Raw genomic sequence first — 23,987 nt, forward strand, 5'->3', positions numbered from 1 at the left:
CTCTGTTCTCTGTTCTTTGACAAAAATCAGCGGTATTAATGCTGCTAGTCTGAATATAGTAGAGAGGGCAAATAAACCTAATAAACCGCCAAAATGCGGAGATTGGGCGATAAAACCACCAATTGTTGTTCCTAGCGCACCAGTGACTCCAGCAATAGCAGCTGCGATCGCAAAATAGATTGATTGATTCCTCACCGGTGTAATCCCAATCTGCATATTGTTATTACATAAATCCACCCCCGCCCCAGTACCACCCACAAAAAGATGTAATAGTGGTAGCCACAACCAAACATCTAACTTACTGTTGCCAATTCCAAACCACAACAAAGGCGTAACAGCAACAATAATCCCTACAAATATCAAAATAGGGCGATTTCCCACCTTATCTGCTAACTTACCCCACAGCACAAACATCAGTAAATTTGCCCCTGCTTGCAAACTGCTATAAACCGTCACCCAACCCACATCTACATTTAAAGTTTCTAGCAGATAAAGATTAACAAAAGGGGCGCAGAGATTGAAAGCCAGCATCCATAAACTAAAATACAGTATAAATATCCAAAAATTCGAGTTTTTCCAAATATTCTCATCCCATTGCTTTTGAGGAACTGATACCGTATCACTAATAGTTATTTTACCCAATTCGATCTTGCTGCTTACCGAAGAATTAACTATACAAGTATTTTGTAATTGGGGATTAACATCAACTTTGAAATACTGACATCCTAAACTAATCAACCCAAACAAAATCCCTACAAACAAAACCACCCCATAACCTTGGAGAGTTCCCCCATACCAATGAGAAACAGCTAACCCAGCCAAAGGTACACACAACAAATTAGTCAAACTGGTAGCACTATTACGGATTCCAAAATACCTCCCACGCAACCGTCGGGGAACAATTATCGCTAACCAACTCATCCAAGATGCGCTTCCTAGTCCACCTGAAAGATGACTAAAAAAAACAATTAACAGAGTTAATATCACCAACTGTTGAGAATTTATAACTCCCCAACTTGTACCGATAATACCTATTACTAAAATCAGCCACAATAGCCGAGAAATCCCATAAACAAGCGCAGAATACTGAAAACGGCTAGTAGTGCGTTCTGAAATATAAGCACCCAACGGCTGAATCAGATTTACCAGCATGGGAATCGAGGAAAGCATTCCAAAAATAACTGGACTAGCATCCAACTCTACCAAAAAGTTACCAAGTAAAATCCCCCCAGTAGTAATAGAAAAAATCGCTGCAAAAATAGCATCTAGAGTAGATGCTTGTAAACTGGTACGAATAGCATTTTTAGAAAAACGAGAGCTAGATTTAGATTCAGAAGATAGAACTGTTGTTAATGAATCAATCTGAGGAATTTCCAGATTTAAAGATGCAACCGTTTCAACTTGAAGAGAGTCCATAAGTTATCATCCACAGATGACGCAACATAGCACAAATTCAGTAAATGACAATTATTTGTTATTTTATCTACTATTTCTCAACAAAAATTTAGATTAGTTAAATATCAGTCCTGAGTTACAGCAGATGTAAGAAAATAAAGAAAAATTTTTATCTGTCTGTGAACACACGTAAATGGTTATATTTTTGGGCATTAGTAACAGCAACTATTTTTATTAGTTGTCACCTTCTGCCACCACCCAGTACATCATCAGTCACCATTAAACTCAGTGGTTGAGGCAATTCCCCCGTAGAACAAAAACTCCTCAAACAGGTATTACAAGATTTTGAAACCAAACACCCAACTATCAAAGTTAAGTATGATGGTTTATACTGTTGCCTATGTAATGAATAAGCAAACAAAGCATAAAAAAGCCGCTTGGGAATTAATTTCTTACCTCACAGGTAAAGAAGAAATGGAAAAGTGGACAGGAACAGGTTTCGCTTTACCAACTCGTAAATCTGTAGCGGAGAAATTAGGTTACGATCAAGATCCTTTCAGATCTGCTTTAGTAGCGGGAGTTAATTACGCTACTCCTTGGCAAGTAGGGGAATATCCAGCAGCTATTGTGAATAATTTTGAAAATCAATTTTTAAGTGCCTTGTTGGGGGAACAGCCGATAAATCAGGCGATGTTGAGGGCGCAGAATAACGCTAATCAGCAGATTAAAATGATGGAATAGTAGGTTGGGTTGAGGAACGAAACCCAACATTTTCTAAAAATGTATTTTGCTCTATTTCTAGTGGAATTTTCTCCTCATTATATGAAGCATTAAGTTCTGGGAGAAAACCATAGCCTTCAAATAATTTTTCTGTGAGCCTCAAAATTTCCTGCATTTCTAATGTAGCAAAACTTTCCATCACACCTTTTGCTCTATTTTTACCATATTCATCTATTATTGATTTTGTATAAGCATTAAATTTATCATCGTCCTGAACGATTTCTTTACTTAGTTTTATGAGGCATAATTTAGCTTCCATAGAAAGTGCTTTTATCTTTTCAGATAATATTGTGAATTTAGTTGTACCGATGAATCCATTTATCTTTTCATAGCTATTCAGTATCTCATCCATATCAGAACTGATATTTCTAGAATATCTATAGATAAAATCTATAGTTTGACTGTCAAATATTCCTACTAATTTTAAAGCAGATTCATATATATAATCTGCTTTAATGCGGTTAATTATGCTTTCAATATTGTTTATATTATATTTATTTAAAGTAATGCTTAGATTTTGTTTTATTTTATTGAGATATTCTAAGTGAGATTCCATACTTGCAATAAATATCTTCGCTATTTTCTTTTGCTCCTGAGTTTTCCTGAAGCTCTCTAAAGCTCTATTTCCAATCCAGAAGCTGATAACTGCTCCAAAAGTTGTTAATACTTGTACAAGTATTTTATTGTCAACAATCTGATTAAAATTTGGTGGTAGATTATGGAAAATATATGTAGATAAAAATGGAGAAATCAAAAAAAGTAAAGAAGGCAAGATAATAGGTCTATCCCTAAACCAGTTAACTAATAATTGCAATATATCAATCTCAGAGTTTATCTTTACAGCCTGCCAAATTAGCCATAAACCTATCAGACTTGTTACGACTAAACTCCAAATATCTTCTGAAGGTAAATTTATATTCATATTTGATTTAAAAGGAACTTATGTAATCATAATAAAACAGTATTAATAATTACGCAACTAAGATGAAACTAGATATAATACGGTTTTTCTCTCGTTTGTCTCGTTCCCAGGTAGAACCTGGGAATGCAATTTAGAAGGCTCTGCCTTCTGTTATTATGTAAAGATACTAAAGATGACTTTTGAACAGTAGGTAGAACCTCGCAGAAGGCATTCCCAGTCAGAGACTGGGAACGAGATAAAAAGCCACCATTGGTTTTGTGGGAAGACGAGTAATTGAGCAAACCTTGAGAGAAAAACTACCTGAAGATTTCCAAACCGCTGAAGATTTACTCAAGCATGGGTTTGTGGATGATATTGTTCCCCGTACCCAATTAAAGAACACGGGGAAAATAACAACTGTCACCTATTCCCTATTCTCTATTGAGGGTAAATAAACCTAATAAACCTCCAAAATGCGGCGATTGGGCGATAAAACCGCCAATAGTTGTTCCTAGCGCACCAGTGACTCCAGCAATAGCAGATGCGATCGCAAAAAAGATAGATTGATACCGTATCTGTTATTTCACCCAATTCATTTTTAATGTCACAACTCACATTCGGCAACCATTGGTGTCGCAATTGATTTACCCAACTGATTTGTTTTGGGATAAGAAAGACCATATTTTGCAAACGCTTGTTTAGCCCGCTTGATCAAATCTGTTTTATAAACAAACTCATCTCTAGCATCCATTGGGTAAGACTTAAGTTTAAAGAGAGTACTCCAAGGTAGTTCTTCCATAATCACAACAATCGGCAGCTTTAACTGTGTGTACCGACTACTGTAAGCTGCCTGGTATAAAACTCGGATTATCTTTTCTACATCTACTTGATGGTCTAAATAAAATTCTGTAAGTACTTGTGCTTCTAGCTTCCCACTGTTGGCATTAGAGATGGCATCAGTCCAAGTTTTATTATGGGGAATAGTGACGGTATTATCGTCGGGGGTTTGCAGTCTGAGTCCACGTAAGCCGTAACCAATAACTTCGCCATAGTGTTCGCCTATGCGGATGCGATCGCCTACCCGATAAGGTGCTTCAAATAAAGTCACAATCCCGGCAATAATCGAACTCACATAGTCTTTAAAGGCAAATCCCAATGCCACAGCCAGAGTACCAGTGAGTGCCAAAAGATTACTTTGAGACAGATTGATAAACAGGTTGAGCAGGTAAAATATAGTAGTAATTAAAATTAAACCTTTCCAAAAAGGTGCTGATTGTTTAATTAATAATCTAAAGCGTCGCGGTACTCGCTCAGATAGCCAATTGATAAAAGATTGAATTGTAATTGAGATGCCGTAAGCAATTAAAATGCTAATTAGGGCTTTAAATATCTTGTTGACTGTGATGTCAGTCAAGATATTTTCGGCTGCACCATTACCATCTATAAATTGAGCAAACAGGCTAGTTTTAACTAAAAAAGTAGAACTTTCTGCCAAAAACTCAGGTAAAAGCATGATTATTTGTCTCCAATCAAAAAATTGTTGTTACTCAACTCTGTTTTGAGTGTGGGATAGTAAACAGGATTGAGACTTAATTCTTCTTGCTGTTGGACTATTACACCTGCACGTTCAAGCATTTGTATATGCGATCGCACAATCTGTTCACTTTCTCCTAAACTCAAAGCTAGATGAGGTCTGGTCATCTGACCATGAAGCAATAAAGAATGTAATAAGTAACGATCAAAGGCAGTTAAATCAGGTATGCTCGGCAAAATTGGCTTTGTCTGTCGCAGGTTAACAGCAACTTCTAGAGCTACATCACGATTCTTCAGATCCTGTTTGACTTCAGAATCAGGTACATCAGCAGCACGAATTCTTAGTGATTGCAACCAAAGATTTGCGGACACGCTGCTGATTCCGTTGGCAATACTGGCAAGAGATTTCCAGTCAGATAGATCAATCTCTTCTTGCTCTTCTTGGGGCTTTAATTCTGCGGTAATGGGTGCTAACCACTTCTGAATTTCGTCTCCTTCTAACTTAGTTAAAGGTTGAACTTGTTCTAAGTAGGAACTTATTTGACATATCTGGTTAAGAAATTTCCAAGCCCAATCATTACAACCAATTAGCCAGAATTGAGATTTATTTTGAATAACAGTATTTTGCAGAAACTCAATTCCTTCCCAACCTTGGATACATCGCAGAAAGCACTGTGTCAAAGAGGGAATTACAATCAGGGTTTGCCGTTCGCTGAGTTCTGAATCAACAGACTGAGATTCTAATTTACAGGAGAGAGCATTGCTAATTACTGTTTGCAGTGCTGAAGGGTCGGTTGATCGCTGCCATTCTGTAAAAGGATTAATTACCTCTATCTCAGGGAGAAAATCTACCGTCAAACTCTCTTGGATAATTTGAGCGATCGCTTCTACCGGAGAACCTAAAATTACAAGACTATTGGCAGCTTTAGGATTTTGTTGCCAGTTCTCTATGGCTAGACTCAGTGTTTCTTGAACAGTTGTGCGATATTTTAACGGCTGGGGCAGTTGATCGATTTTTTGAGCAAATTCCGCAATAATTTCTTCAGGAGGCTGATTGAGGAGATCATCAGGATTTGTGGTTTTAGCTTGAAAAAACCAAGATTGAAACTGGTGGATGGCAGACTGAATTTGTGCTTTTATCATCTTTAAGCGGTTTGATTCTTTTTAGGAATCTGAGGCAGACTGGGAGTTTGTTTCCCTACTTTCGGGTGTGGTTAGTTGATTGCGGAAAACTAAAGTATATATGTCAGTAGGCATTTCAATATTTTCTTGCTGTAACTTTTCTTTAATTACCTGTGTGGCTGCTGATGTAACTTGCAAAAATGACTGTCGGCGTGAATTTACCCAAAACCGCACTTCTAGATTCACCGTACTAGCCGCTAACTCTCGTACCAAGACAATTGGAGGTGGATCTGACTCTACCCCCTCTAAATTAATCACAGCATCAGCGATCGCTTGCTTGGCTTTGCTAACATCAGCATCATAATCAATCCCCACTGTGATACTACTACGTCGCACGGTAGAAGCTGTATTATTTATAATGCTGCTTTGAAAAACATCTTGATTGGGAATATAGACAAAGCGCCCATCATAAGTTTGTATGGTAGTCGCTCTTAACTGAATTTGAATGATTGTACCTTCGTATTCCTCAATCACCACTTGATCGTTAATTCGGAAGGGACGAGCCGCTAACAAAATCACGCCAGAAAGATAGTTACTCAACACATCTTTGAGACCAAAACCAATCGCAACACTGGTTAATCCCAAAGTTCCTAAAAGTACGCCAAAATCTAGCCCCAACACACCTAACGCTACAATCGAACCTAAAACCCAAACTCCTCCATAGCAAATTTGAGCAATTAAAATTTCTGTGTTGCGATCGCCTTCTGTTTGTTCAGCCCAAACCCGTGCTAATTTTCTCACACCTTTGGCTACCGCCCATGTAACAAAAACTACTAGTACTGCCCCCATGAAAGATGGTAAATTATTGATGGCACTACGAACCAGTTGCCTAGCAGTACCATCCAGGCGTTGTATCACATCTACGGCTAAGTTAGGTTGTGTTAAGGTGCTATTGAGTATATCTGCCCATTGTTTCGCTAAATCTTCGACTTTAGTATTAAAATCCAGTGCATCCTGTTGTGTTATTGTCATTAACACCCGGTTCTTAACCCGCAAACTAGCAATATTATGCTCAGTATTATATTGTACAGTGACTGGATCTAGGGATTGCGATTGACTCAATAATCCAGCAATCCGGCGATTAATAATTTTGGCACGTTCAGCAGCACTGAGGTTAGATAAACTTCCGACTTGTAAAATCGGTTGTCCTCGCACAAGCACATCAGCAAAAAAACTAGATTCTTCAGTACTTGTTGCTTCTAGTGAGGGTATTAAAGATTCTGTTTGCGCTTGGGATCTTTGAGGCATCAGTTGTGCTTTCGCCAAAAGCAGCATTGACAATAATAAACAAATGCCCCACAAACGAGATTGAAATTTAAACATACATTTTAACTTTTTATAATTTCTCCAGTGATGCGATTGCCCTCAGCAGTGCGCTCCGTGCAATCACGCGAGTATTCGCAGTTCTTTGGCAGGTAGGGATTGCCGCCAATTTTGCTTTGCCAGAGTTTTAGCGGATCTCCGGTGGAAATAAGTCAACAACTGTGATTATAGAAGCGATCGCATTTTTAGCAGTCATCATTACCATCACTTTAATTCAGCGGAAAGTCTAGCTATTGGAATTTACGCCTTCTTCAACCGCTACTTTATTCAAGGCATAACTTTTACAGAGGGAAAAGGTTAACATTGCAATTTGTAAATTTATTTATAAAGATTTATATCAAAAAATAAAATGTCCCCATTCTCATACCCGCTCTTGACCCTATTCTTACTTATAGAGAAACTCAGTTCAGCAATAGCATAGAGCAGCTAATGGTAAACTGATTCATGCTGATGTTAATGATAGCGAGAACATTTTACGTAAAGTAATCCCCATAGCTTTTAGCCGAGGGATTAGGGGTGTTCTAGTTCTCCCCGTCGGACTGATACCCGGCAAACTTTTAGCATCAGATAAATATCTATGCTTTTGGAACTATTAGTGTCTTAGCGATGTTGAGCATTAAAAACTGAGAGGGGAAATATGTTTAGAAGATTAATTGGCGTTGTTGTAATTACTGTTTTGTTGACTTTTCAGATGCTTGTCGGTAGTGCAACAGCCGTGGAAGTGAATAAAGCAACCCGGACAGTGCCATTGAATGAACAAGGTGATACTGTTGTCATCAGCGTCAAAGAACTGGCCAAAGGTAAACGCTTATTTAATGATACTTGCGCTCAATGTCATGCTGGTGGAGTAACAAAGACTAACCAAAACGTGGGACTAGAACCACAAGCTTTAGCAGGAGCTACACCCAAGCGTGACAATATTGCAGGGTTAGTAGATTACATGCAAAATCCTACAACTTACGACGGTGAAGAAGAAATTTCTGAAATACATCCCAGCATCAAGAGTGCGGATATCTTTACAGAAATGAGAAACCTGACCGATGATGACTTAACAGCGATCGCAGGTCACATTCTCATCCAACCAAAAGTTGTTGGTACAAAATGGGGTGGAGGTAAAATTTATTACTAAACATCTCCTAGTTAGCCTTTGTAACAAGTGAAGTAGGGCAATAATATTGCCCTGAGTGTAAAAAAAATCTGAGTTCCCAGTCCTGATACCTAAGTGCATTTAAGCGCAACCTTCATCATTAGTTACAGATGATTTCGGTTTTTGCTTGACTTTGTTCTCTGGAAGCAGGACTGGGAACTTTGTATTTTGGTTTAAAAAAATTCATCTATGACAGATTGTCATATTTGGTGTTGATTGTATTTAAAATGGGAACAGGAAAATAAAAATATATCTCAGGAGAGAGCCATGAAATTAATTGCAGCAAGTTGGAAACGCTTGACTCTAGCTGTACTGACCGTTCTTTTAGTTGTGAGCAGCTTTGCTGTTTTTGCTCCCACCGCATCTGCTGAAACATTTCAGGTCAAATTGGGTAGTGACAAAGGATTGTTACAATTTCAACCCAGTAAGTTGACAGTTAAACCAGGTGACACAATTGAATGGGTTAACAACAAACTTGCTCCCCATAATGTTGTTTTTGATCCTGCCAAAAACCCTGCTCAAGATAAAGCTTTAGCTGCATCTCTGTCTCACAATAAATTGCTGTTGAATCCTGGACAGACAGTAACAACAACTTTTGCCGCAGATGCACCTACTGGTGAATACAATTTCTATTGCACTCCTCACCGTGGTGCTGGTATGGCTGGTAAAATCATTGTTCAAGGCTAGAAGAGTTTCTGCGTGAACACCAGATAATTGTTTTTCGCTTATAAGTGGCACAAACTCTTGAGCAGAAGCGGTAACGAGTTGTATCCCCAGGTAATTATGGAGGGATAAGCTAGTTACCGCTAATTTTTATCAAATTATTCACAAAGGGAATCCGTATTATATTATACGTAATAGCTAATAACTGGAGATGTAACTAAATATTTGAGGCTGCTATTAGCCCTAGATATATTTACTAGCAACAGTTGTTCGGTGGCAGAATACTGGTTGCGAGGAAAGTTTCTTGAGGATATGTTTATTAAATTTATTGTTAGCGATAGCGTACAGCGCTCCCTAGGAATCGCTTTACTCACATTAGGCATCGCTTTTTTTAACTGGACAATGATTTATCCAGCCTTAGCAACAGAAACGTTTAACGGTAGAAAAATTTTTAATGCTAACTGTGCTTCTTGCCATATAGGAGGCACTAACATTCTGGTTGAACATAAAACTTTAGAAAAGGAAGCATTAGCAAAATACTTAGAAAACTATGATACTGAACCTATCCAGGCTATTATCCACCAAATACAAAACGGAAAAGGTGCTATGCCCAACTTCAAGAACAAGTTGAGCAATCAAGAAATTATAGAAACAGCAGCTTATGTTTTCCAAAAAGCTGAAAAAGGCTGGAAAAGCGAGTAGGGCTGAGTGTTCAGCTATGAATGATCCTATAACAGCGGAATTTAAGTAATGTAAAGGCTACTCGCGGTTATAGCGGTAGCCTGACCACAATAATTTTATTTTGCTTTATTTGACTTTTGTTGTCTTTCTTCCTTGATTTGACGTAAATTTTGGATCAGCTTTTGAGTAGATTGTGTAGAGACAGTAGGCTGATTTTCCCCAACGGATATCGGTGAAGGGTTGGGAATTACCACAGATTGAGCATTCGACTGATTTTTTCTATCTTCTGGTTTAGATACTGTTTGAGAATCTTGATTTTGTGAAGGCTGGATTTTTACAGTCGTTTCTGAAGTATTATCGCGATCGTTATTTTTCTGAAACCGTAATTGGAATGGATAAGAACTAGTCTGCTTGAAAACTTTAGGTGGATTAGCGCTAAAAAATTCCCTAGTTTTCGATTGCAGTTGAGGAGCTATTGACCTATCTTGAAACTTAATATCTAAAACCTTACCATCGGGATCTATAACCAATCGACCCACTACAGTACCTTCCATATCTCGTTTATCTGTCGAGATAGTTTCACGAATGACTGCTTGTTCTTTAACGTTGGGATATTCTTGCTGAATTGTTTTTCTGAGGGCATTGTAAGAGTTGAGGTTAGCCAATAACTCTTCCCTTTTTTGGGCTTGTGAATCAGACTGATTGAAGTTAGTCCGTTCTGGTTGTTGCCTCGTTGTAGTTTCTGGGGATGGCATTAACCTGCTTGGTGCTGATGCTAATTCGCCTTTACCTGGTAAAGATTGTTCAGCAGCCAAGTCAGATGGAGAATTTGCAGCAATTTGAACTCCATTTTCTCCCAACTGCATTTCTTGTGGTTGAGCAATTCCTGAAGCTGTTGTTCTAGAGCCAATGTCAATTGGGTCAGGAGATGGGTTATTTAGCGGTTCTCCAAATTTATTATCTGCCTGGACTTGTGGCAACCTATTGATATTCAGTGGTTGAGTTTCTTTAATTTTGGCATCTAGGTCATCAACAAACGGAGAAGCTGAGGGATAAAATGTACTTTTAGGAACTCGAAAATTAGAAATTTGCGTCCGAAAATCGTTTCGAGCAAATCTCTGGACGGGCTGCCTTCTGGGCAAATAAGAAAGATTATAGTTGGCAGATGATTGGGGAATGGGTGGCAGTACTTGCTGGCTAGATAAAGGTGGCTGCAAGGGTGGCATTATTGTTGATTGACTGCTCAAGTTTCCCGAAGGCAGTTGCTGTTGTAGAGGCAGTTGGGGTGTTTGTAATGCAATTTGGGATGGATCAATAATTTGTGGCAAACGGCTTTGGTCAGATGGACTCAATTCCATTAATCCGACCGCTTGTGCTTGAGATGAATCAGTTTTTGTAGATTTGGAATCAACAGGCATTAAGGGAACAATCAAAGCGATAGCACCGTGGATGCCAAGAGAGGCTATAGCTGCTATCCCAGTTGGTTGACTTAATATTTCTGGTATATTTTTCAGTACGGAGGTGTAAGACATAGCTGTTATCGTTCACTCGGCTCGGTTGCATTTGACTAGTCTAAAAAGGCAGAAGTCAGGAGATAGAAGACTGTAACGCTGATAAAATCTACTTTTTGTCTCTTGCTAACTACTGAGCCATTTCTGCCGTGCTTTACTAGCTATTTTATATTTTTCGATTATATTCCCATCTTCAGAGATGGGTTCCTCTAACCAAATAATAACTTCTTATATTGGCATTCAAAACAGGAAGATTCAAGTAATCTTAAGTTTTTGCTTTTTTTCCCATTTTTCTCGGATTATACTGCAAACGGGTCAAACTTGGACTTATGTCATACTGACCGTAACGTAGTGCAGGGAAGTATCTCGGAGATTCTTCACTTCGTACCCTACGGGAAGCAAGCTACAGAATGACACTTTTAACCCGTTTTTAGTATAAGTATAATTTCAGTATGACATAAGTCCAGATTTCACCCGTTGGCAGTATAATTCAGAGACTTGAAAAAAGTATAAATAATATTAGGTATTAAACAGCGACACTTTTAGGAGATCGGAGTTTGTTCAAGGATTTTCAACAATACATCCAGAAAACCTTTTGATTAAGCAGTTAGTCCTCAACGAGTGCTGTAATTGCAGCTACTAATTTTGAGGGATCGGCTGGTTTAGTGATATGAAGTTGGAATCCAGCGGTTAAAACCTGTTTTTGTGTGGTTTCTGCGGCGTAAGCAGTTAGAGCGATCGCGGGAATCTGTCCACCTTGACTAGCAGGCATTGCTCGTAATTTTTTGATCAAAGCGTAGCCATCAACTTCTGGCATACCCAAATCGCTCAACAGCAAATCGGGTTTTGACTGTGCTATGATCATAAATGCTTCGCTGGCAGATGCTGCGCTCGTCACAATTGCGCCATGCTGTTCCAATAGGAAGACAAGAAAATCGCGCGTATCAGCATCATCATCCACAACTAATAACCGTAACCCTTCTAATGGAGTATGGAGCATAGAGAATGGATGGGAATCGTCAGATATGTTCCGATCTTCAATTTTAAATTCCAGACTCTGTTTAACCACTGGTAGGCAAACTGTAAATGTCGCGCCTTGTCCCTCACCAGAGCTTTGTACCCAAACTCTACCACCATGCAGCTCGACAAGTTGACGTACAATCGCCAAACCAAGTCCTAATCCGCCAGAACTTCGGCTTGTACTACTATCTGCCTGACGGAAATACTCGAATACGTGTGGCAAAAAATCAGGATTAATACCTTTACCCGTATCACGGACTCTCAGTTCTATCTGAGAATCAATCTGTTCTAAGTAGACTTCGACTTTTCCACCGGCTGGTGTGAATTTAATGGCGTTAGAGAGTAAATTCCAAACAACTTGTTGAAGACGACTACCATCACCCTTAATTTGTCCAATTTCTATATCTAGATAAAGACTAATTTGAATAGACTTTGCTTCTGCTGCCAAATGCACTGTCTCTAAAGCAGCTTTAATAGTAAAAGCAAGATCAACAGTTTCTAAATTAAGTGCTAGTTTGCCTCGGAGAATGCGGGAGATATCCAACAGGTCTTCAATCAACTGAGCCTGTAGCACAGCATTGCGTTCGATTGTCTCAAGGGCCCGCGCAGTAGTAGCTTCGTTTAATGAGCGGTTTCTGAGTAGCTTTGCCCAACCTAAAATTGGATTAAGAGGGGAACGAAGTTCATGAGAAACAATTGCGAGAAATTCATCTTTGATCCGGTTTGCCATTTCAGCAGCTTGTTGAGCTTTCCGGCGTTCTTCCGCTACTGCTAGTGCTTGATCTCGTAAGTTTTTATATTCCTGAACTCGAAAAGTTAAAGCTGTGACATCCTCAATTGAGAAAAGGGCATAAAAACTATTTCCGTCGATTGCAGGCACAGCAGTTACAGTTGTCTGCTGAATGCGATATTTATTTTCAGATAACGGTATAGGAATAATATATTTATGCAATTGAGAAGAAAAGATTGTGGGAAGACCACCTTGAAAAATTTGATCTAAGCGACTTGTATAACGAGGCTGATTCAAATGAGGAAAATATTCATGAAGAGAATTTCCTAAAATTTGACTTCGGGAAATTTTTGTCCATTCCTCTAAGCAGCAGTTCCAGAATAAAACAATGTAATCTGACTGTAGAACAAAAGCTCCTAAAGGAATTTTATCTAAAAGGCTAAATTGTTCATGAGTTCTTTCTATGATATTCATTGTTTCATCGTCGGGATTTGATCAGAAGATTTAAATATTTTTATCTAGCTAGATGAGGAAGTTTTCTAGATCACATGACTGCCATTTCATCATTAATTGCATTGATGAGCGCATCAAATGTGCCTACGTGAAAGATTAAAATAATATCACCAATAATTTCTAACTGTTCAATTATAAATTGAGCTTGTGCTAGCAATATTTTGGAATCGCTTTCATAACTAGATAATAATAAGTTTTCAATTGTATCTTCTAAGTAAATAGGTAATGTATAGTTTACATGCTGCTTAAGCACATTACTAAGTGAACCCATGACCCCGTTGATGACAATGTTACCAATTTCACTCAGAGTGCCAATTTTCACTGCATCTAGATCGGCAGAACCTGGCTCTTCACCTGTAAGCACTGAAACTAGTGATGATGCACTGTCAGTAGGAAAAATCAAGCCAGCAGCACCAGAAAAAGAACCTGTAAAGCCTAGTCTTACAGATGCCAAGCTGTCATTATGGAATCGTGTTGCTAATTCCTGATAGACTTCAGCAGAAGTTAATATTTTCACAAATGGAATTTTGAGGCCAATGTGAGAGTCTACCATCTCATTCAGTAGACTTGCGGCTCGACCAATGCCAATATTAATCAACTCTTGAAGTGCATCCAGTTGTTCTGCTGTTACATTCATCAAAACTTATTCCTTAGTATTAAGAACTTGCTGGACTGCTTTTCGCAATTCATTTTCTTTTGCTGGCTTATTAATAAAGTTAATAGCTCCAAGACTATAACATTGATTGCGCGCCCCTTCTTGGATATCGGCTGAGACGATAATTGTGGGAATTTTTAATTTTTCATCTTGTAAAGCTTGCAAAAATTCAAACCCATTCATGTCTGGCATGAGTAGATCCGCTAATACACAATTGGGTTTGCGCTGATGAACTAATTCTAATCCCTCACGCCCATTAGTTGCTTCTATAATTTCGTAACCATCAACTTGCAAATACTTGCGGATCATTCTGCGAGAAAAGGCTGCATCATCAATAATCAAAACCAATGTCATTATTTCTGCCCTTTTATGTTTTAGCTCAAGAATTGTTGATTTATCTCAGTTCACTAATATTATTAATCAAATGGCATCCATACCATCAAAAATTATTTAAAATTAGTTGCTTAAGTTGGAAATATTTAAAATTTATCTACGGGAAGTTTAATGGTATAGGGTATAACTTAACTAAAGTTAAGTATTTGGAGTTTCATCTATAGCGGTTCTCGGTTGAGTGAGATACAAGAACCCCACACCCAAACAAACCCCTTGTATCTCATCCAAGTGCATACAGCTATAAGTCAAACCTGGCTTTTACGAAGCTAATGCAAAATTGTCGTGTAGTGAATATCTTTTGCCCGCTCGCTCGATTTCTCGCAGATTCATGCTTTTAATATGTATCTTGAGACACAATTACTTACCAAGTTTGATTAGCACCAAACTTGATAAGTTCGAGGAACTGATGACCACATTGTTTACATTTGTAACATTGTCTGCCTTTCAGAAAACAATTCTTGAGCGTTTGAGTTGAATAGCAACAAGAATATTGCATATTTATTATTTTACCATTAAAATAACATTATCTTTTCAGCATGATAAATATAAATATTATTTGAAAACGGTATATTGCTGAGATTTAAAATTAAATTACCATAAACACAATAGGATATAGATTTTAAACTGAAAAGGCAATGGAGTTAACTGAAATTAACGATGATGATGATATAGAAGCGTTCCTGATTGAGAGCTATGAAAATCTTAATCAAATTGAACAAGATATTATTGCTATAGAGAAAGGAGCAGAACAAGGAGAAGCCCTAGTTCGCATTTATCGCTCACTCCACACAATTAAAGGAAACTGCGGCTTTTTACCGTTTCCCAAATTGGAATCACTTGCTCATGCGGGAGAAAATTTGCTCTCGTCTTTACGCGATCGCCAGTTAGTAATCACTCCCACGATTATCAATACTTTCCTAAAAATACTTGACAGCATTCGGCAGATTCTGTCCCAAATTGAAGCAACGAGGCATGAGGGCGATCGCGATTATTCAGCACTGATTACGACTTTAACTCAATTGCAGTTAACTGAACAGGTAGCGATCGCATCTGCTATTAATCCGCAAGGGTTACAAGTAAATCCAGATATTACCCATCTCAATCACGAATTTCCTGAAATTTCAACCTTGACAGCATCAGAATCTTCTCAGATCCGAGTCAATGTTAACTTGCTAGATCAGGTGATGAACCTCATGGGTGAACTCGTTTTAACCCGTAATCAGGTGATGGGATTTAGTACCAAGTTTAAGGATAGTAAGTTTGCTGCTGCTTGCCAACACCTTAGTCTTCTGACATCCCAGTTGCAGGAAGAGATCGTGAAAACTCGACTGCAATCAATTAATACCATTTGGCAAAAGTTTCCTCGCGTAACGCGCGATTTGGCGATCGCATCCGGTAAACAATTTAAAGTTGACATGGAGGGAATAGATACTGAACTAGATAAAAGTATTATTGAAGCGATTAAAGACCCCTTGACTCACTTAGTCCGCAACTGTATAGATCATGGCATTGAGTTACCAGCCGAGCGGACTGCTGGTGGAAAGTCATCTGTCGGGCGGCTATTTTTAAGGGCTTTTCATGAAAGCGGCAAAGTTAATATTGAAATTGGCGATGATGGTCGTGGAATCGATGTAGAAAAACTCAAACGGCGATCGCAGCAACTTGGTTTAGTCAGTGCCGTAGAAGCTGCGTCCATGAGTGATTCGGAGGCGATTAACTTAATTTTTTTACCAGGCTTTTCTTCTTCAGAACAGGTGACAAACCTTTCGGGGCGTGGAGTCGGCATGGATATTGTCAAGAGTAATATTGATAAAATTAACGGCACGATTGAAATTCAGAGCCAGCCAGGACAAGGAACGACATTCAAAATTAAGATTCCCCTGACCTTGGCGATTATTCCCGCCTTAATTGTCACAAGTGGCTGCGATCGCTATGCTATTCCCCAAGCAAATATACAAGAGCTAATACGTATAGATGCACAAGCGGTTCATCAGATTGAGATGTTTTACGATATACCTGTGTATCGCTTGCGGGACACTCTTGTAGCATTAGTTTATTTAAATCAAGTATTACAAATACCCAATAATGATACCAAATTAGAAATATTCAGTCTAGTAATTGTGCAAGTTGATAACTATCAATTTGGATTAGTTGTGGACACAATTGAAGACATCCAAGATATTATGGTGAAACCTTTAGGGAAACAGTTAAAGGCGCAATCTTTATTTGCCGGAGCCACTATTCTAGGGGATGGCACAGTGACATTAATTATTGATGTTGTTGGTTTGGCAAACCGATCTGGTGTAACCGCAACACAAAAGCAGCAGTTATTGATTAAAAACGCTATCAAAGACCAAGTTGTTGCCCGTCAAACCATATTATTGTTTGAGGGACCAGGAGGCGATCGCATGGGCATTCCCTTGACCATTGCCTTTCGGCTGGAAGAGATTCTTGGCTCTGCGGTAGAGAAAGTAGGTAATCAGGATGTTATACAATCCTACGGGAAAATTTTGCCGTTAATTGACCTGAACAAAGTGTTTTCCCAGAGTTATGAAAATGACCTCCGCGATCGCACTAAGGCAACTGTTGCAGAGACTCTCCAGATAGTGATTGTCTCACCCTCCTCAGAACTCAGCGTTGGGCTAGTGGTTGAGCGGATTCTTGACATTGTAGAAGAACCACTGATAATTACAGGTGTCTCTAGTAGACCAGGTGTGCTTTTGTGCGCCGTATTTCAGGGTCAAATTACAGAAATCCTGGACATTGAGGCTGTAATTCGCATTGCTAACCCTCATTTGCTGCAATTGATTACTAATGGCTGAACAACAAATTTGTACATTTTTTCTCAAAGGAGTTTTTTTTGGTATTGACGTGCTACACGTTCAAGAAGTGATTCGCCCCCAAGCAATAACTCGTATACCTTTAGCCCCACCAGATATCTGTGGCTTAATTAATTTACGTGGACAAATTATTACTGTAATCGATTTGCAGTGCCGATTAGAGATGAGCGAACCGCAGACACAATTAAATATAAAACTTGTAGATGAGCCGCAAGGATTTAATATTATTCTACATTTTGAGGATGAAGTAGTCAGTTTGCTCGTCGATAATGTTGGTGATGTCTTAGAGTTTCCACAGAACACATTTCAACTTCCACCTACAACCTTAAAAGGTAAAATGCGTGGGATGCTAGCAGGGGCTTACCCTCTCCCAGATGGATTTCTGCTAGTTTTAGATGCCAAAAAAATTCTAAATGTTAATTTGACAAATCACGTTACCGAGTAATTGAGGAGCGCCTTGCAATGACTACGAATCGGGCTGCAAAAACAGCTAACTCTAAATCTTCCTCTGAGGATAGTGTCGCTTCGCCGAATGATGGTGTAACAAAAGAGCAACTACAAGCGTTACTATTAGCACTAAAATCTGTAAAAAATGGTGATTTTAGCGTCCGTTTACCTGCCGAGGATAATGAACTAGGTGAAATTGTCTTAGTTTTTAATGAATTGGTAAGTTTAAACCAAAACTTTGCCCAAGAAGTTTCTCGCTTGACAACCGAAATTGGTACAGAAGGGAAGCTCGGCTCTCAAGCTGTTGTCAAAGGAGCAGAGGGGAGTTGGCAAGGATTGCTTGATAACTTTAACCAAATGTCTACAAATTTAAAAGAGCAAATTGAAAGTGTTAATGAAGTCACCCTAGTCGTTGCCCAAGGAAATTTAGCCAAACAAATTGAGGAACGCAATGCTGGAGATTTTAAGCAACTCACAGATAATGCCAATCAAATGATTAGCAGCTTGAGGTCTTCAATCAGACAGATGGCAGAGGTGGCAACGGCAGTTGCCTCTTCATCAGAAGAATTGACCGCAGTCAGCACAGAAATGACTCAAAACGCCGAACAAACGGCTGAACAGGCAACTTCTGCATCTAGCTCCGCCGAACAGGTGAGCCAAAATAGCAGTACAATTTTGACTGCGGTAGAGCAGATGAATGCCAGCATTCAAGAAATTGCAAAAACCGTCATAGAAGGGGCAAAAGTCACGACTCAAGCTGTTAAAACGGCTGATAACACCAATGAAACAATTAATAAACTTGGTCAAAGCAGCATTGAAATTGGCAAAGTAATTAAAGTTATTACTGCGATCGCAGGGCAAACAAACTTGCTGGCGCTGAATGCGACAATTGAGGCTGCCAGAGCCGGAGATGCCGGCAGAGGATTTGCTGTAGTGGCAAATGAAGTGAAAGAATTAGCCAAGCAAACAGCAAATGCTACTGAGGATATTAGCCAGCGCATTGAAGCGATTCAGACAGATACTAAAGCTGCGGTTCAAGCCATTACTCAGATTACTGATATTATCAATCAAATCAACGACTTTCAAAGCACGATCGCTAGTGCTATTGAAGAACAAACAGCAACGACAAATGAAATTAGCCGTAATATTGCTGAAGCAGCCAAAGGGACATCTGATATTGCCAAAAATATCGCAGTTGTCGCCTTAAATACTCAAAGTACAACAATTGGTACGAGTAATACGTTACAGGCAGCCACAGAATTATCCCGGATGGCAGTAGATTTGCAGAAAGTCGTTAGCCAATTTATATATTAGTTTTTTCATTGTCCCTTGATTTGTCAAGAGGATATCTCACGCAAAGGCGCAAAGGCGCAAAGGAAAACAACGGATGTACACCACCACCGTAGGTTCCCCAATGCCCCATGCCCAATACCCCATGCCCTATGCCCCATGCCCAAGATCCGTGTACTAGTTGTTGATGACGCGGTAGTAGTTCGTAGCCGAATCAGTAAAATTTTATCTATCGATCCAGAACTAGAAGTGGTAGGAGTCGCTGCTAACGGTCGCATTGCCCTGGCCAAAATTCCCCAGGTCAATCCTGATGTTGTGATTCTGGATATCGAAATGCCAGAAATGGATGGTTTACAAACTCTCTGTGCGATTCGACAAATCTATCCGCACTTGCCAGTGATTATGTTCAGTACTTCTACACGGACAGGAGCGATCGCCACGCTGGAAGCTCTCTCTTTAGGGGCTTCCGATTATGCCACAAAACCCAGTAATTTAGGAAGTGTAGAGGCGATAAATCAACATATTCAAACGGATTTAATTCCCAAAATCAAAGTATTTGGTGCAGGAACTACTCTATTTCCGACACTAAGCACAGTTGCTCATCCAGTAGTTTTTCCCCTTAATACCAATCCCAAGCAGGTAGAGGTTGTAGCAATTGGGGTTTCTACTGGAGGGCCTAATGCCCTAACTGCATTGCTGACAGAGCTTCCAGCCGATTTATCAGTTCCCATCTTGATTGTGCAACATATGCCCCCCATGTTTACAAAGCTATTAGCTGAACGATTATCTTCTAAATGCCAAATCCCCGTGAATGAAGCGATTCCCGGAGTGGTATTAGAACCTGGACAAGCTTGGATTGCACCGGGAGATTTTCATTTGGTTGTGCAACGCGATAAAGATGTGGTTCGACTGGCTACTCATCAAGCACCGAGTGAAAATTCCTGTCGTCCTTCAGTAGATGTTCTGTTTCGCTCGGTAGCAGAGGTTTATGGTGCCGGAGCGATCGCAGTCATCCTCACAGGGATGGGGAAAGATGGGTTACATGGCTGTCAGTGCATCCGCGAGGTGGGTGGCCAAGTGTTAGCTCAAGACAAAGCTAGTAGCGTCGTGTGGGGGATGCCTAGTTTTGTGGTTAATGCTGGACTTGCCAATCAAATTGTCACCCTTGATCAGATGGCAAGTGAAATTATGCGCCGAATTGGTGGCAGTCAAATTCCTATTTCAGGTCTGTAATGAAACAGACTAAAGGTGTAAGCACCAATGATTTTGAGTATCTTCGTCAATTAGTTCGTGATCATTCAGCAGTTGTGTTGTCTGCTGATAAAAGCTATCTGGCGGAGCTACATTTACAGCCAATTGCCGAATCAGCAGGATTCGCTTTCATTGCTGAACTGGTAAAATATCTACGCACTCAACCCTTTAACAATCTTCATATCCAGACAATTGAGGCGTTAGTCACTAATGAAACCTCATTCTTTCGAGATCATCACCCTTTTGAAGCACTCAGACAACACATCCTACCAGAGTTAATCAAAAAACGAGCCATTGAGCGATCGCTCAATATTTGGTGTGCTGCTTGCTCTAATGGACAAGAACCCTACAGCATCGCTATGCTAATTCGTGAGCATTTTCCCTTACTTACCAATTGGTCTATCAGGCTAATTGCTAGTGATTTTTCTACCAAAGTTTTAACGCGTGCCGAAAAAGGGCATTATAACCAACTTGAAATTAGCCGGGGACTATCTGAAAATCTCCGTGACAAGTACTTTGATCGGCTAGATAGTGACTGGCAAATAAAGTCCGAAATTCGCCAGATGACAGAGTTTCGTCAGATCAACCTGATGCAATCTTGGTCATCCCTTCCTGAAATCGACGTGATTTTTTTACGCAATGTTTTAATCTACTATGATCTAGCGACAAAGAAAGTCTTGTTGAGAAAGGTAAAACAGCAATTAAGAACAGATGGCTACTTGTTTCTCGGTAGCGCTGAGACAACTATCAACCTGGATAGCTCATTCAAACAGGTTTCATTTAACAAGGGTATCTGCTATCAATTGCACAATGCTTAACCCGGTTTTATACTAAAAACGGGTTGAAGATTTACTCTTGAAATTGCTCAAAGTATTGACATACAAGGATTTTTGCCTAAGAAAAAGTCTAGTATTTATCCGTTTTTAGTATATCGCTTGTGTAGCAAAAACTTCTTGAGGATAAGTAACTACAGATGCCGCCACGAGTCAAAAATAAAGTAAGTAGTTAAGGGCAGCGCCTTGTCAAGTCTTAAATTTAGAATTGCTTTTCTAGCTTTGTTAAAAATTGATTACAATTGTTATATAAATACACAATTAATCAAGCGAGAGGTTTGTCTATGCAAAGTACCTTATTTGATCGGTTTTTGCGGCGACTGGCGACAGTTTTATCTGTCGTGGTTTTGACTCTGAGCCTCATTTACATCTCAACGGGAGTTTTACTGTCTTTTTACTACGAACCAACAGCAGGTGGTGCTTATCATTCATTGGAAATGATTAAAACACAAGTACCCTATGGCTGGCTATTTTATACAACTCATGAAATTGCTGGTAATGCCGTGATTGCGATCGCACTGATTAATCTTATTGTCATGTTTTTAGGTCGCCAATTTCGTCCTAGTTGGTTAACTGCTTGGATTAGTGGCATTTTATTGACATTAAGTGCCATTGGTTTAAACTGGACAGCCATGCTGATTGGCTGGGATCAATTAGGATACTGGCGATTCCAAATTGAGCTAGGCACAATTGAATCAATTCCTCTCATTGGTGGACAACTGCGAGACATTTTAGTTGGTGGAGGGGCGATTAACACTCTGACAGTCCAACATCTTTATAGCCTGCATAGCTACGTGATTGGGGCTACAACCATCATTTTGGCTGTAGTACATCTGTCTGCTTTGTTATGGCAAGAGTGGGAAATGTCTCAAGATCACAGTGTGCTTCAATTACTAGATAGTTCATTAGCAGATACATCACTAGCAGAAAGTTGAGACAATTTAGCGGTGGGTAATTCTTCTACCTCCGCTAACTTTTCCAAGGACAGGGGTGTAGACTGACTCGCACCAGATAAGCGTTTTAACAGGTTCGGTCGAGCATCGTGTAACAAGTAGATAATGCGATCGCCAATTTCCCAATCCTGATTTGCTGACATTACCTGTAGACGACCTTCTCGTTCTATCAACAAAGGTACTAACAGCCCATTGCGAATCTTTTCTTGTATATGCTCCTGCTGACTCCCAAATTCCTCTTCACTTAAAGTCGTAGTCCCCAGTTTCACCCTGCCATCGTTCAAATACTCATGCCAAGTTTTAATTGGTAAATCAGAGATGAAAGCTTGATTTACCTTACTATTCGAGTTAGAAGATTGAGGATCACGGGGAAAGACGGCTAAGACACGAGGTGGATTAAATTCCTCCGCAGCTCGTTGTGCTAAGACAAAATTCACCTCCCCATTATTAGTCATTGCTAAAAAAGTTCCCGTCGCAGCAATTCCCGCTTCTTCTAAAACTTCCGCATCTAGCGCACTACTAGCAATTACCCGCAAATTTTGGGCTTCAGCTTGAGCAAAATATTGGGAGTCAGTATCAATCATGATCACGCTTTCTCCCCGTTCTTGAAAAAATCGGGCAATTAACAAACTCAAGGGATTACAACCAACTATCAGCGCCCCAGTTGCATCTTTAGAAGTGATTCGTAACCATTTAACTAACCAACCAGCTGTTAACCCTTGACAAAAAACAGTCATGATAATTGTCAAGAACACCAGAGCTTTAATCGCATCACCACCATTCACACCTCGTTGTGTTAGGGAAATAGCAAATAAAGAGGATACAGAAGCAGAAACGATTCCTCTCGGTGCTACCCAACCTAAAAATAGTTTCTGTCGCCAATTGAGATTACTGTTCCAAGTACATAACAGCACGTTAACTGGGCGGACAACAAACATTAACACCAAAACCGTGAATAAACTCCCCCAACCTAAAGCCAAGACACTGGCAATAGATAGGTCAGCAGCTAGGAGAATAAACAGCACAGAAACGCTCAAGATTGTCAGCTGATTCTTAAAGCTTTTCAACAAACGTTCTTCTGGAACTGATGAGTTGGCAAATACTGCGCCGGCAGCAACTGTAGTCATAATTCCTGACTCACTGCGAATAGTCTGCGCTAGAGTAAATAAACCCCACAATACTGCCAGGACTACTAAGTTTTTTAGTTCAAAAGAAAGAAAATTAGCGTGTTTGAAAATCCAACTCATCAGGTAGCCACCAACGCCACCAATGGCTGCACCCACACCTAAACGCATTAATAAACCAATGATGGCATTAATCGGATCACCATCACCATTCAAAATCGTATCCAGGACGACATAGGCGAGAATAGCTCCCACTGGGTCGATTAAAACCCCTTCACCTTCCAACAAAGTCGCTACTTGTCGATCTACGTTGATTTGTTTGAGCAGCGGTCCAACAACAGTTGGCCCTGTAACAACGACTATGGAAGCATAGAGAAAAGCTATATTCCAAGGGAATTCTCCCAGCCAGTGAGCCGCCATACTCCCACCCAGGAGAGTTATGAGCGTTCCCAGGGTGACTAGTAATTGTAAACTAACTGAAACTCTGCCCAACTCCCGCACATCTAATTTGAGTCCACCCTCAAATAAGATAATTGCAGTTGCTAGAGAGACGATAACTTCTAGTCCAGTTCCTAGCACGTGCGGATGTAATAGTCCTATCCCATCAGCGCCTAATAGAATGCCGAACAAAAGTAATAAGACAATGCTAGGCAGCTTGAGGTATGCAGCCATTACTTGGGCGCTAATGCCAGCAATGACTGTGAATACCACTTGTAAGGTAATTTCAAAAGATGCTTCCATGTTGTAGATTTTGAGAGATTGATTTCAAAATCCTTTGTAAAGAATCATAAATACTCACTTTACAGGGTACAACAGCACACC

The 23,987-nt window shown here is 39.7% G+C and carries 19 protein-coding genes and 2 pseudogenes; 11 read left to right on the forward strand and 10 right to left on the reverse strand.

Annotated elements, in window-relative coordinates; all coding sequences use genetic code 11:
* A partial coding sequence (locus VB713_RS05430; RefSeq protein ID WP_323310560.1) for an MFS transporter occupies window positions 1–1,416 on the reverse strand: 1,416 nt, incomplete at its 3' end.
* Window positions 1,417–1,764: 348 nt separating this feature from the next.
* Here VB713_RS05430 and VB713_RS05435 point away from each other — a divergent pair.
* Window positions 1,765–2,136: pseudogene (locus VB713_RS05435) on the forward strand (extracellular solute-binding protein); the annotation flags it as partial.
* Here VB713_RS05435 and VB713_RS05440 read toward each other — a convergent pair.
* On the reverse strand, window positions 2,120–3,097 hold the full coding sequence (locus tag VB713_RS05440) for a hypothetical protein (RefSeq protein ID WP_323310561.1): 978 nt from the start codon (window positions 3,095–3,097) through the stop codon (window positions 2,120–2,122). The pseudogene VB713_RS05435 and the gene VB713_RS05440 sit on opposite strands and share 17 nt — an antisense overlap.
* Window positions 3,098–3,336: 239 nt before the next feature.
* Here VB713_RS05440 and VB713_RS05445 point away from each other — a divergent pair.
* Window positions 3,337–3,531, forward strand: a pseudogene (locus VB713_RS05445) (hypothetical protein); the annotation flags it as partial.
* 149 nt (window positions 3,532–3,680) lie between these two features.
* Here the strand turns inward: VB713_RS05445 and VB713_RS05450 are convergent.
* Genes VB713_RS05450 through VB713_RS05460 form a run of 3 tightly spaced genes read right to left on the reverse strand, consistent with a single transcriptional unit; the run spans window position 3,681 to window position 7,114 of the window.
* The gene (locus VB713_RS05450) at window positions 3,681–4,589 is read right to left on the reverse strand and encodes a mechanosensitive ion channel family protein (protein WP_323310562.1); all 909 of its coding nucleotides are present in this window, start codon (window positions 4,587–4,589) and stop codon (window positions 3,681–3,683) included.
* A gap of 2 nt (window positions 4,590–4,591) precedes the next feature.
* Entirely contained in the window at window positions 4,592–5,752 is a 1,161-nt protein-coding gene (locus VB713_RS05455) for a winged helix-turn-helix domain-containing protein (RefSeq protein WP_323310563.1), read from the reverse strand.
* 21 nt (window positions 5,753–5,773) lie between these two features.
* Entirely contained in the window at window positions 5,774–7,114 is a 1,341-nt protein-coding gene (locus VB713_RS05460) for a mechanosensitive ion channel family protein (RefSeq protein WP_323310564.1), read from the reverse strand.
* 637 nt (window positions 7,115–7,751) lie between these two features.
* On the opposite strand from VB713_RS05460, the gene psbV reads away from it, so the two are divergent.
* The 3 genes from psbV to petJ all read left to right on the forward strand — a co-directional run bounded on the left by psbV (window position 7,752) and on the right by petJ (window position 9,626).
* Window positions 7,752–8,243, forward strand: coding sequence for a photosystem II cytochrome c-550 (psbV, locus tag VB713_RS05465; RefSeq protein WP_323310565.1), 492 nt, complete (start codon window positions 7,752–7,754; stop codon window positions 8,241–8,243).
* Window positions 8,244–8,528: 285 nt separating this feature from the next.
* A complete protein-coding gene (gene petE / locus VB713_RS05470) occupies window positions 8,529–8,948 on the forward strand; it encodes a plastocyanin (protein WP_323310566.1) in 420 nt (139 codons plus the stop codon).
* A 288-nt stretch (window positions 8,949–9,236) separates the two neighbouring features.
* Window positions 9,237–9,626 carry a cytochrome c6 PetJ gene (gene petJ / locus VB713_RS05475; protein ID WP_323310567.1) on the forward strand — a complete coding sequence of 130 codons (390 nt, stop codon included), beginning with the start codon at window positions 9,237–9,239 and terminating at the stop codon, window positions 9,624–9,626.
* Window positions 9,627–9,721: 95 nt separating this feature from the next.
* Here the strand turns inward: petJ and VB713_RS05480 are convergent, their stop codons facing one another.
* From VB713_RS05480 to VB713_RS05495, 4 genes are all read right to left on the reverse strand, one after another.
* Entirely contained in the window at window positions 9,722–11,137 is a 1,416-nt protein-coding gene (locus VB713_RS05480; RefSeq protein ID WP_323310568.1) for a hypothetical protein, read from the reverse strand.
* Between the two features lie 586 nt (window positions 11,138–11,723).
* Entirely contained in the window at window positions 11,724–13,340 is a 1,617-nt protein-coding gene (locus tag VB713_RS05485) for an ATP-binding protein (protein WP_323310569.1), read from the reverse strand.
* 70 nt (window positions 13,341–13,410) lie between these two features.
* On the reverse strand, window positions 13,411–14,016 hold the full coding sequence (locus VB713_RS05490; protein WP_323310570.1) for a chemotaxis protein CheX: 606 nt from the start codon (window positions 14,014–14,016) through the stop codon (window positions 13,411–13,413).
* Between the two features lie 6 nt (window positions 14,017–14,022).
* A complete protein-coding gene (locus VB713_RS05495; RefSeq protein WP_323310571.1) occupies window positions 14,023–14,388 on the reverse strand; it encodes a response regulator in 366 nt (121 codons plus the stop codon).
* Window positions 14,389–15,062: 674 nt separating this feature from the next.
* Between VB713_RS05495 and VB713_RS05500 the strand changes: the two genes are divergently transcribed.
* The 6 genes from VB713_RS05500 to VB713_RS05525 all read left to right on the forward strand — a co-directional run bounded on the left by VB713_RS05500 (window position 15,063) and on the right by VB713_RS05525 (window position 22,023).
* Complete coding sequence (locus tag VB713_RS05500; protein WP_323310572.1) at window positions 15,063–17,249, forward strand: chemotaxis protein CheA; 2,187 nt, start codon at window positions 15,063–15,065, stop codon at window positions 17,247–17,249.
* On the forward strand, window positions 17,242–17,712 hold the full coding sequence (locus VB713_RS05505) for a chemotaxis protein CheW (protein WP_323310573.1): 471 nt from the start codon (window positions 17,242–17,244) through the stop codon (window positions 17,710–17,712). The genes VB713_RS05500 and VB713_RS05505 overlap by 8 nt, the downstream gene beginning before the upstream one ends.
* A 17-nt stretch (window positions 17,713–17,729) precedes the next feature.
* On the forward strand, window positions 17,730–19,028 hold the full coding sequence (locus VB713_RS05510; RefSeq protein WP_323310574.1) for a methyl-accepting chemotaxis protein: 1,299 nt from the start codon (window positions 17,730–17,732) through the stop codon (window positions 19,026–19,028).
* Between the two features lie 135 nt (window positions 19,029–19,163).
* A complete protein-coding gene (locus VB713_RS05515) occupies window positions 19,164–20,237 on the forward strand; it encodes a chemotaxis response regulator protein-glutamate methylesterase (protein ID WP_323310575.1) in 1,074 nt (357 codons plus the stop codon).
* On the forward strand, window positions 20,237–21,073 hold the full coding sequence (locus VB713_RS05520) for a protein-glutamate O-methyltransferase CheR (RefSeq protein WP_323310576.1): 837 nt from the start codon (window positions 20,237–20,239) through the stop codon (window positions 21,071–21,073). The genes VB713_RS05515 and VB713_RS05520 overlap by 1 nt, the downstream gene beginning before the upstream one ends.
* A 299-nt stretch (window positions 21,074–21,372) precedes the next feature.
* Window positions 21,373–22,023 carry a cytochrome b N-terminal domain-containing protein gene (locus VB713_RS05525; protein ID WP_323310577.1) on the forward strand — a complete coding sequence of 217 codons (651 nt, stop codon included), beginning with the start codon at window positions 21,373–21,375 and terminating at the stop codon, window positions 22,021–22,023.
* Here the strand turns inward: VB713_RS05525 and VB713_RS05530 are convergent.
* Window positions 21,975–23,906 carry a cation:proton antiporter gene (locus tag VB713_RS05530; RefSeq protein WP_323310578.1) on the reverse strand — a complete coding sequence of 644 codons (1,932 nt, stop codon included), beginning with the start codon at window positions 23,904–23,906 and terminating at the stop codon, window positions 21,975–21,977. The two genes, VB713_RS05525 and VB713_RS05530, sit on opposite strands and share 49 nt — an antisense overlap.
* Window positions 23,907–23,987: the final 81 nt, after the last annotated feature.

Origin of the sequence: Anabaena cylindrica UHCC 0172, assembly GCF_034931625.1 — a bacterium.
GTDB classification, from domain to species: Bacteria; Cyanobacteriota; Cyanobacteriia; order Cyanobacteriales; family Nostocaceae; genus Anabaena; species Anabaena cylindrica_A.

Excerpts from the sequence above, each read along its gene's own strand:
- psbV (WP_323310565.1), top strand. The coding sequence starts at position 7,752 with ATGTTTAGAAGATTAATTGGCGTTGTTGTAATTACTGTTTTGTTGACT.
- petJ (WP_323310567.1), top strand. The coding sequence starts at position 9,237 with ATGTTTATTAAATTTATTGTTAGCGATAGCGTACAGCGCTCCCTAGGA.
- VB713_RS05480 (WP_323310568.1), bottom strand. The coding sequence starts at position 11,137 with ATGTCTTACACCTCCGTACTGAAAAATATACCAGAAATATTAAGTCAA.
- VB713_RS05530 (WP_323310578.1), bottom strand. The coding sequence starts at position 23,906 with ATGGAAGCATCTTTTGAAATTACCTTACAAGTGGTATTCACAGTCATT.
- VB713_RS05525 (WP_323310577.1), top strand. The coding sequence starts at position 21,373 with ATGCAAAGTACCTTATTTGATCGGTTTTTGCGGCGACTGGCGACAGTT.
- VB713_RS05455 (WP_323310563.1), bottom strand. The coding sequence starts at position 5,752 with ATGATAAAAGCACAAATTCAGTCTGCCATCCACCAGTTTCAATCTTGG.
- VB713_RS05490 (WP_323310570.1), bottom strand. The coding sequence starts at position 14,016 with ATGAATGTAACAGCAGAACAACTGGATGCACTTCAAGAGTTGATTAAT.
- VB713_RS05520 (WP_323310576.1), top strand. The coding sequence starts at position 20,237 with ATGAAACAGACTAAAGGTGTAAGCACCAATGATTTTGAGTATCTTCGT.
- VB713_RS05460 (WP_323310564.1), bottom strand. The coding sequence starts at position 7,114 with ATGTTTAAATTTCAATCTCGTTTGTGGGGCATTTGTTTATTATTGTCA.
- VB713_RS05495 (WP_323310571.1), bottom strand. The coding sequence starts at position 14,388 with ATGACATTGGTTTTGATTATTGATGATGCAGCCTTTTCTCGCAGAATG.
- VB713_RS05450 (WP_323310562.1), bottom strand. The coding sequence starts at position 4,589 with ATGCTTTTACCTGAGTTTTTGGCAGAAAGTTCTACTTTTTTAGTTAAA.
- VB713_RS05510 (WP_323310574.1), top strand. The coding sequence starts at position 17,730 with ATGACTACGAATCGGGCTGCAAAAACAGCTAACTCTAAATCTTCCTCT.
- petE (WP_323310566.1), top strand. The coding sequence starts at position 8,529 with ATGAAATTAATTGCAGCAAGTTGGAAACGCTTGACTCTAGCTGTACTG.
- VB713_RS05485 (WP_323310569.1), bottom strand. The coding sequence starts at position 13,340 with ATGAATATCATAGAAAGAACTCATGAACAATTTAGCCTTTTAGATAAA.
- VB713_RS05440 (WP_323310561.1), bottom strand. The coding sequence starts at position 3,097 with ATGAATATAAATTTACCTTCAGAAGATATTTGGAGTTTAGTCGTAACA.
- VB713_RS05505 (WP_323310573.1), top strand. The coding sequence starts at position 17,242 with ATGGCTGAACAACAAATTTGTACATTTTTTCTCAAAGGAGTTTTTTTT.
- VB713_RS05500 (WP_323310572.1), top strand. The coding sequence starts at position 15,063 with ATGGAGTTAACTGAAATTAACGATGATGATGATATAGAAGCGTTCCTG.
- VB713_RS05515 (WP_323310575.1), top strand. The coding sequence starts at position 19,164 with ATGCCCAAGATCCGTGTACTAGTTGTTGATGACGCGGTAGTAGTTCGT.